The 6,543-nt window shown below is 57.9% G+C and carries 5 protein-coding genes; 2 read left to right on the top strand and 3 right to left on the bottom strand.

Going from position 1 to position 6,543, the window contains the following annotated elements:
• On the top strand, positions 1-536 hold a 536-nt coding region (locus HKN37_14750), incomplete at its 5' end, for a 4-alpha-glucanotransferase (GenBank protein ID NNE47907.1).
• Positions 537-576: 40 nt separating this feature from the next.
• Here HKN37_14750 and glgX read toward each other — a convergent pair.
• Positions 577-2,742 (bottom strand): glycogen debranching protein GlgX, encoded by a 2,166-nt coding sequence (glgX, locus tag HKN37_14745; protein NNE47906.1) that lies wholly within the window; start codon positions 2,740-2,742, stop codon positions 577-579.
• A gap of 201 nt (positions 2,743-2,943) precedes the next feature.
• Between glgX and glgB the strand changes: the two genes are divergently transcribed.
• A complete protein-coding gene (gene glgB, locus HKN37_14740) occupies positions 2,944-4,824 on the top strand; it encodes a 1,4-alpha-glucan branching protein GlgB (GenBank protein ID NNE47905.1) in 1,881 nt (626 codons plus the stop codon).
• A gap of 77 nt (positions 4,825-4,901) precedes the next feature.
• Here glgB and HKN37_14735 read toward each other — a convergent pair whose 3' ends face one another.
• Entirely contained in the window at positions 4,902-5,345 is a 444-nt protein-coding gene (locus HKN37_14735; GenBank protein ID NNE47904.1) for a YjbQ family protein, read from the bottom strand.
• Positions 5,346-5,370: 25 nt separating this feature from the next.
• A complete protein-coding gene (locus tag HKN37_14730; protein NNE47903.1) occupies positions 5,371-6,498 on the bottom strand; it encodes an endonuclease/exonuclease/phosphatase family protein in 1,128 nt (375 codons plus the stop codon).
• Positions 6,499-6,543 lie beyond the last annotated feature (45 nt).

Here is a 6,543-nt window from a genome sequence, read left to right as displayed (position 1 = left end):
GTCTGGGCCTGATCACGCAGGAAGTGGTGGATCTCATGCAGCGATACGGTTTCCCAGGGATGGCCGTCTTGCAGTTTGCATTCGACAACGACGCGGACGACAAATTCCTTCCGCACAACTTCCATCGCAATCTTGTGGCCTACTCGGGTACGCACGACAACGACACCGTTCACGGTTGGTACCGGAGCGACTTGAGCACTCAGGACGCCCAGCAGGTCGCGCAGGCGCGCCGGTTTTGTCGCGATTATCTGGCCGTTTCGACAGGCAATGAGCATGACCTGCACTGGCGATTCATCCGTGCGCTGGCCATGTCCGTTGCCGACTCGGTAGTCTTCCCGCTGCAGGACGTACTCGGGCTCGGAACCGAAGCCAGAATGAATGTCCCCGGAGAAGCGACGGGTAACTGGTCGTGGCGATTCGAACCGGGCGCATTGACCGAAGTGGTGGCAGAAACCCTCAGGCGGATTACCGTGAACTGCGGCAGAGGTCGATCGGCAGAGACGCGGGCGACTGAGCCCGGTAGTATGGAGTCGTAGCCTTAGCCGGCGACACGGACGCGGCTACTGGAAACGCACCCTACTTGTTCGGCACCGACGTAAGGATCGTCATCAGGTGCGACTTCAACGCGACCTTATCGCTGGGGCCGTAGGATTTCTTCGATACCGATTTCCGAGCACCCTCTATCACCGTCCAGACAGCCGGGAAACCAGCGTGGTCCTTGGGCAAGGCAAAATCAACGGAATGCGCTTCTGAATTGAACAGGATCAAGAACGTCTCGTCATGGACCATCCGTCCGCGCGTGTCCACGTCAAGAATTTTGTCGCCGCGCAGTAGCATCCCGAACGCGTTCACGTCGTGGTCGGACCAGTCCCCCTCCTCCATTTCGCGACCGTCCGGATGCCACCAGAGGATGTCTTTTGCTCCCGACTCGTCCGGAATTCCCGTCAGAAACTTCCGACGCCGGAAGCTGGGATGCGCCCGTCGAAACGCAGTGAGCTGTTTCACAAAGTCCAGGAACTGCTCCTGTCGCTCGTCAAGATCCCAGTGATACCAGTTTATTTCGTTGTCTTGACAGTAGGAATTGCTGTTGCCCCGCTTCGTACCCGACAACTCGTCGCCCCCGAACAACATGGGCACACCTTGAGACACAAAAAGTGTCGCAAGCAGACTTCTTTTGACGGCCTCGCGTCGGGCAAGAATTCGCTTGTTGGTCGTCGGACCCTCCTCGCCGAAATTCTGGCTGTAATTCGGCTCGTGACCGTCGCGATTCTCCTCAAGGTTGTCCCAGTTGTTCTTCTGCTCATAGCTGACGAGATCCTCAAGAGAGAAACCGTCATGAGCGGTCACGAAGTTGATCGAAGCGGCCGGTTTCCTACCCGACAATTCGTAGAGATCACTCGATCCCGCAATGCGCGATGCGAACTCTCCCGTCACGCCGGGGTCCGTTCGCCAGAAACGGCGGACGGCATCCCGGTATTTTCCGTTCCACTCGGTCCACTGCCACGGGAACGATCCCACCTGGTAGCCGCCTGGTCCAACATCCCACGGTTCTGCAATCAGTTTCACCTGACTCAGGATCGGATCCTGCTGAATCACCTGGAAGAATGCGGACAGCATATTGATCTCATACAGATCTCGAGCGAGCGAGGCCGCAAGGTCGAAGCGGAACCCGTCCACTCTCATTTCCTGCACCCAGTAGCGCAGGCTGTCCATGATCATCTGCAAGACGTGGGGATTGCCGGCGTTGAGTGTGTTACCCGTGCCCGTGTAGTCGATCAGGTAACGGCGATTCTCAGGATTCGTCTTGTAGTAGGCTTTGTTGTCAATACCTCGCCACGAAAGCGTCGGGCCCATTCTATTGCCCTCACCCGTGTGATTGTAGACAACGTCAATGATCACCTCCAGTCCCGCTTCGTGCAGGGCGCGCACCATCATCTTGAACTCTCTCACGGCGCCGCTGGACCACTCGTTTCCCGAATACTCAGGCTCTGGTGAGAAATAGGACAGCGTGTTATATCCCCAGTAATTCTTGAGACCCGATCGAACCAACCCGTGTTCGGAAACCTTGGCGTGCACCGGCAAGAGCTGTACGGTCGTCACTCCCAGTTTCCTGAGATGCTCTACTACCGGCTCAGCCGTCATCCCCAGATACGTTCCGCGAAGCTCCGGCGGTACGTCAGGATGCAGCTTCGTCAATCCCTTGACGTGAGTCTCGTAGATGATTGTCTCTTCCCACGGAATCTTAGGCGGCTGATCGGAAGCCCAGTGGAAACTCGGATCTATGACGGCGCCGAGTGGTGCGAACGGCGCGCTGTCCACGGTGCTGAACGATAGGTCCTCATCGGGATGATCGAGCAAATGGCCATACAGACTGTCGTGCCAGCGCAGCGGCCGACCTATGGCCTTCGCATACGGATCCAGCAGCACCTTGTGCTCATTGTATCGATGGCCCTCGTGGGGCTCGTACGGTCCTGCAACCCGGTACCCGTAGAGTTGACCGGGACGCAGGTGCGGAATGTAGCAATGCCAGATGGGCCCGGTCTGCTCGACCAGGAACACGGTCTCCGATGCCGACTCGTCATCGGGATGATCGAACAGGGCGAGCTCAACCCGATCCGCGTGCGATGCGTACAGCGCGAAATTAACCCCGAGTCCATCCCAGGTGGCACCGAGTGGATATGGCTTGCCCGGTCGCACACGACTGCGTCCGGGGGCTCTGGATTGTTCGGGAGCTTCGTCCATTCAACACACGATCTGGCGGGATCCTGGTCAAGGTGGTGAACGCACATTACGAATGCGCACACAATAAGAGAATCGGTTAACTCTTGCTAAATAAAATAGTTTACGATCAGATCGTGGCCGATCTTTGTCCACAACGGTTTACTGCTAGATCCGCATTCAAGATATTGAGTAGCATCATCCCCTCACGTCATGAATAGCGATATGCCCTGGATATCGAAGAAGGACTCTCAACTCTGGGAAGAAGGCAGGCACTACTCCAGTTATGACAAGCTTGGTGCCCACGCAAACCGCCAGGGTACGTGGTTCGCCGTCTGGGCTCCGTATGCGGATCACGTTTCAGTGATCGGTGACTTCAATGACTGGGATGAAGGCGCGCACCCGATGAAGAAGACGGGCGGTGGGCTTTCGGGCCTGTGGGAAGTGTACGTCCGCGGCTGCAAGACAGGGGCCCATTACAAGTTTCGAATCCGTCGTGGAGCCTATGTGACGGACAAGACGGATCCGTACGGCTTCGCGATCGAGCCGCCCGTCGAAGGAGGCAGTTCAATTGCGGGACTTTCTAGCCGTGTGGTAGACCTCGACTACGAGTGGACTGATAGTGACTGGATGGAGTCACGGAAAGGTCCGGCGAGTCTCAATGCACCCGTATCCATCTACGAGGTTCACATCGGTTCGTGGATCCGCACGAAAGACGGTTGGTCTCTCAACTACCGTGAACTGGCGAAGCCGCTTGCCGATCATGTAAAGGACTTCGGGTTTACTCACGTCGAGTTCATGCCCGTCGCCGAGCATCCGTACTATGGTTCCTGGGGTTATCAGATCGTCGGCTACTATGCCACGACCCATCGCTACGGCACGCCGGAAGACTTCATGTATCTGGTTGACTACCTGCACAATGAAGGCATCGGCGTGCTGCTGGATTGGGTGCCGGCGCACTTTGCGGCCGATCCACAGGGGCTAGTGTTTTTTGACGGGCATACCACGTACGAGTACTCCGACCCGCTGATGCGCTACCACCCCGACTGGGGTACGTACGTATTCGACTACGGCATGCCGGGCGTCCGGAATTTCCTGATCTCGAACGCCGCGTTCTGGTTGGACAAATACCACATCGATGGACTGCGCGTCGACGCTGTTGCATCGATGCTGTATCGGGACTACTCCAGAGAAGACTGGCGTCCGAACAAGTATGGCGGTCGCGAAAACCTCGAAGCGATTTCGTTACTGCAGGAGACGAACGCGGTTGTGTACAAGCGTTTCGACAGCGTGCTGATGATCGCAGAGGAGTCGACGGCATGGCCCGGCGTTTCCGCGCCCACGTACAACGGTGGACTTGGATTTCTTTTCAAGTGGAACATGGGCTGGATGCACGATACGCTCGAATACATGACGAAGGATCCGATTCACCGTCAGTATCATCACAACGACCTGACATTCCCGCTGATCTACGCGTTCTCCGAGAACTTCCTTCTGCCGCTTTCTCACGATGAAGTGGTTCACGGCAAAGGCTCGCTCTGGTCCAAAATGCCGGGAGATGACTGGCAGAAGGCGGCCAATCTTCGCCTCCTCTACGGTCACATGTTCGGGCATCCGGGAAAGAAGCTGCTATTCATGGGCTCGGAACTCGGACAATACGGAGAGTGGAATCACGACGGCCAGGTGGAATGGGAGCTCCTGAAGACCCATCTGCACGCGGGCATCGCGGACTGGGTGCGCGCGCTCAATCAGTTGTATCGGAACCACCCGGCGCTCTGGAACGACGCACCCGGAGGATTTGAGTGGATTGATTTTCAGGATGCAGGGGCGAGCGTGGTGAGTTATGTGCGGTCCAGCGAAGATCGGACGATCGTGTTTCTGTTCAACTTCACGCCAGTACCGAGGCCCGACTATCGAATCGGTCTAACCCGGCAGGGGTCGTGGAATGTCGTTTTGAACAGCGACCGGACGCGCTTCGGAGGCTCCGGCTATGGACCGAAAGGAACGCTTGCCACCGAAAAGAAGAAATGGCACAATCGTCCTGCATCGGTCGAGGTAGATGTTCCGCCGCTGGGTGTGCTGGTTCTTGACCACGTCACGGAGTAGCGCTCTTTGACGATCCGGCGGAGCGGCGAGGATGCGATCAGGAAAGACGTATCACGCCGCGTCTGTAATCCACTGAGTCAATGTGATTCGTCGCCGTCGAGTTCGCCGCTGAGCGTGACAACCAGCTTGCGTCGTCCACCCCGGTTTCGATGCTCGCAGAGGTAGACCCCCTGCCACGTGCCAAGCACGAGACGCCCGTCCCGCAAAGGCACCGTAAGTCCGCTGCCCATCAACGACGCCTTGATGTGTGCGGGCATGTCGTCCGGACCTTCGATCGTGTGTTCGAAGTACGGTGTGCCATCGGGGACGATCCGATTGAAGAACGCCTCGAAGTCGACACGCACGTCGCTGCTTGCATTCTCGTTCAGCGTAAGCGACGCCGACGTATGCAGAATAAAAAAGTGGGCGAGACCGACTCGAAACCGGGACAGGTCCGTGAGGCCGCGCACGATCTCGCTGGTGACAAGATGAAAGCCACGGGGTCTTTCCTTAAGCAGGATTTCGTACTGTCTCCAACTCATTCAGCGTCGTGGATACAACAGGCACCTATTGATTGACGGGTATCTGCAGATCGAGCCATACCGGAAAGTGATCGCTTGCCCTCTCCTCGCTCGAAAGCGGACGACGGACGCCACCGTCGAGCACTGTCAGGTCGCGCGACGGCAGAACATAGTCGATGCGCAGTCCCCATTCGGCCGTATCGTCCGGATCGAGTTCGGGGAACGCGCTGATTCCAGCTTCGGTCGCGGTCGGGACGAAGTCGCCGCTTACGGCCGGTGCGTCTAGCAGCTTGCGGGCCGGATTACCATGCGAGCTGCCCTCGTCGGGATCCGCATTGAGGTCGCCGACAATCACAAATGATGCGCCCGTGGCGAGGCCCCCGGCGCGACCACTGTCGTCCACGAAATACTCCCGGTCAGCCACATAGTCTATCCAGAATCGGATCTCATCGTGATTGCGGAGCTTGTTTCGACGCTCGGGTCCGTCGAACGCAGGCGGCGTGGGATGACTGGCAAGCACATGCAGGATGCGGCCGTCGGGCAATCGCACCGGTACGTCTACATGGTTCTTCGAACTGAGCCTCATCGCCGACCACTCCGCGTCTGAATACCATGACGTGAGCGAGTCCGCATTCATCGGACGCAGGGCGCCGGGCATATCTGCCCATCGAAACAATTGAAACATGCGGATGCTGTCGCGAACTATAGACAGGTGCGGTGCCACGAACAGGGCCATCGCATATTGTCCGGGGAACGTCCCGAAGCCCCAGCTATCATTTCCATACGCTCTTTGCGCGGCGGTCTGGGATGGTGCAGATCCGTCCGAGTCCGACGGGTCGGGTAGCGGAAAGCTGGTCGCGACCGCTCCATCATTGTTCAGGTCGAGGCCGCTACTGACGCCGGTGTTGGTCGCAGGAGAAAAAGTATTGTAAGTCAACGGCTCCAATCCCGAACCCTGCGACACGGCAAGGAAACGCTGGACGAACCGTCGAGCGTTCTGTCCTGGCCCGTCGGCATCCGAAAAACCCGGCACGCCCCGCACATCGTACGTCATTTCGTTGACGAGCAGGATGTCCGGACGAAGCTCCTGGATCGTACGCGCCGCGGCCTTGAGCCGGGGATGGTCTGCCCGTTCCAGATCAGACGTGCGGAGGTCTTCGATATTGAACGTCATGACCCGCAGGGAGGCCGCTGAGTCCGTTTCGTCGGAATAGCGGCA

Source organism: Rhodothermales bacterium, assembly GCA_013002345.1.
In the GTDB taxonomy this organism is placed as follows: domain Bacteria; phylum Bacteroidota; class Rhodothermia; order Rhodothermales; family JABDKH01; genus JABDKH01.
This window is presented reverse-complemented; position numbering and strand designations above follow the sequence as displayed.

Excerpts from the sequence above, each read along its gene's own strand:
- glgX (NNE47906.1), bottom strand. The coding sequence starts at position 2,742 with ATGGACGAAGCTCCCGAACAATCCAGAGCCCCCGGACGCAGTCGTGTG.
- glgB (NNE47905.1), top strand. The coding sequence starts at position 2,944 with ATGCCCTGGATATCGAAGAAGGACTCTCAACTCTGGGAAGAAGGCAGG.
- HKN37_14735 (NNE47904.1), bottom strand. The coding sequence starts at position 5,345 with ATGAGTTGGAGACAGTACGAAATCCTGCTTAAGGAAAGACCCCGTGGC.
- HKN37_14730 (NNE47903.1), bottom strand. The coding sequence starts at position 6,498 with ATGACGTTCAATATCGAAGACCTCCGCACGTCTGATCTGGAACGGGCA.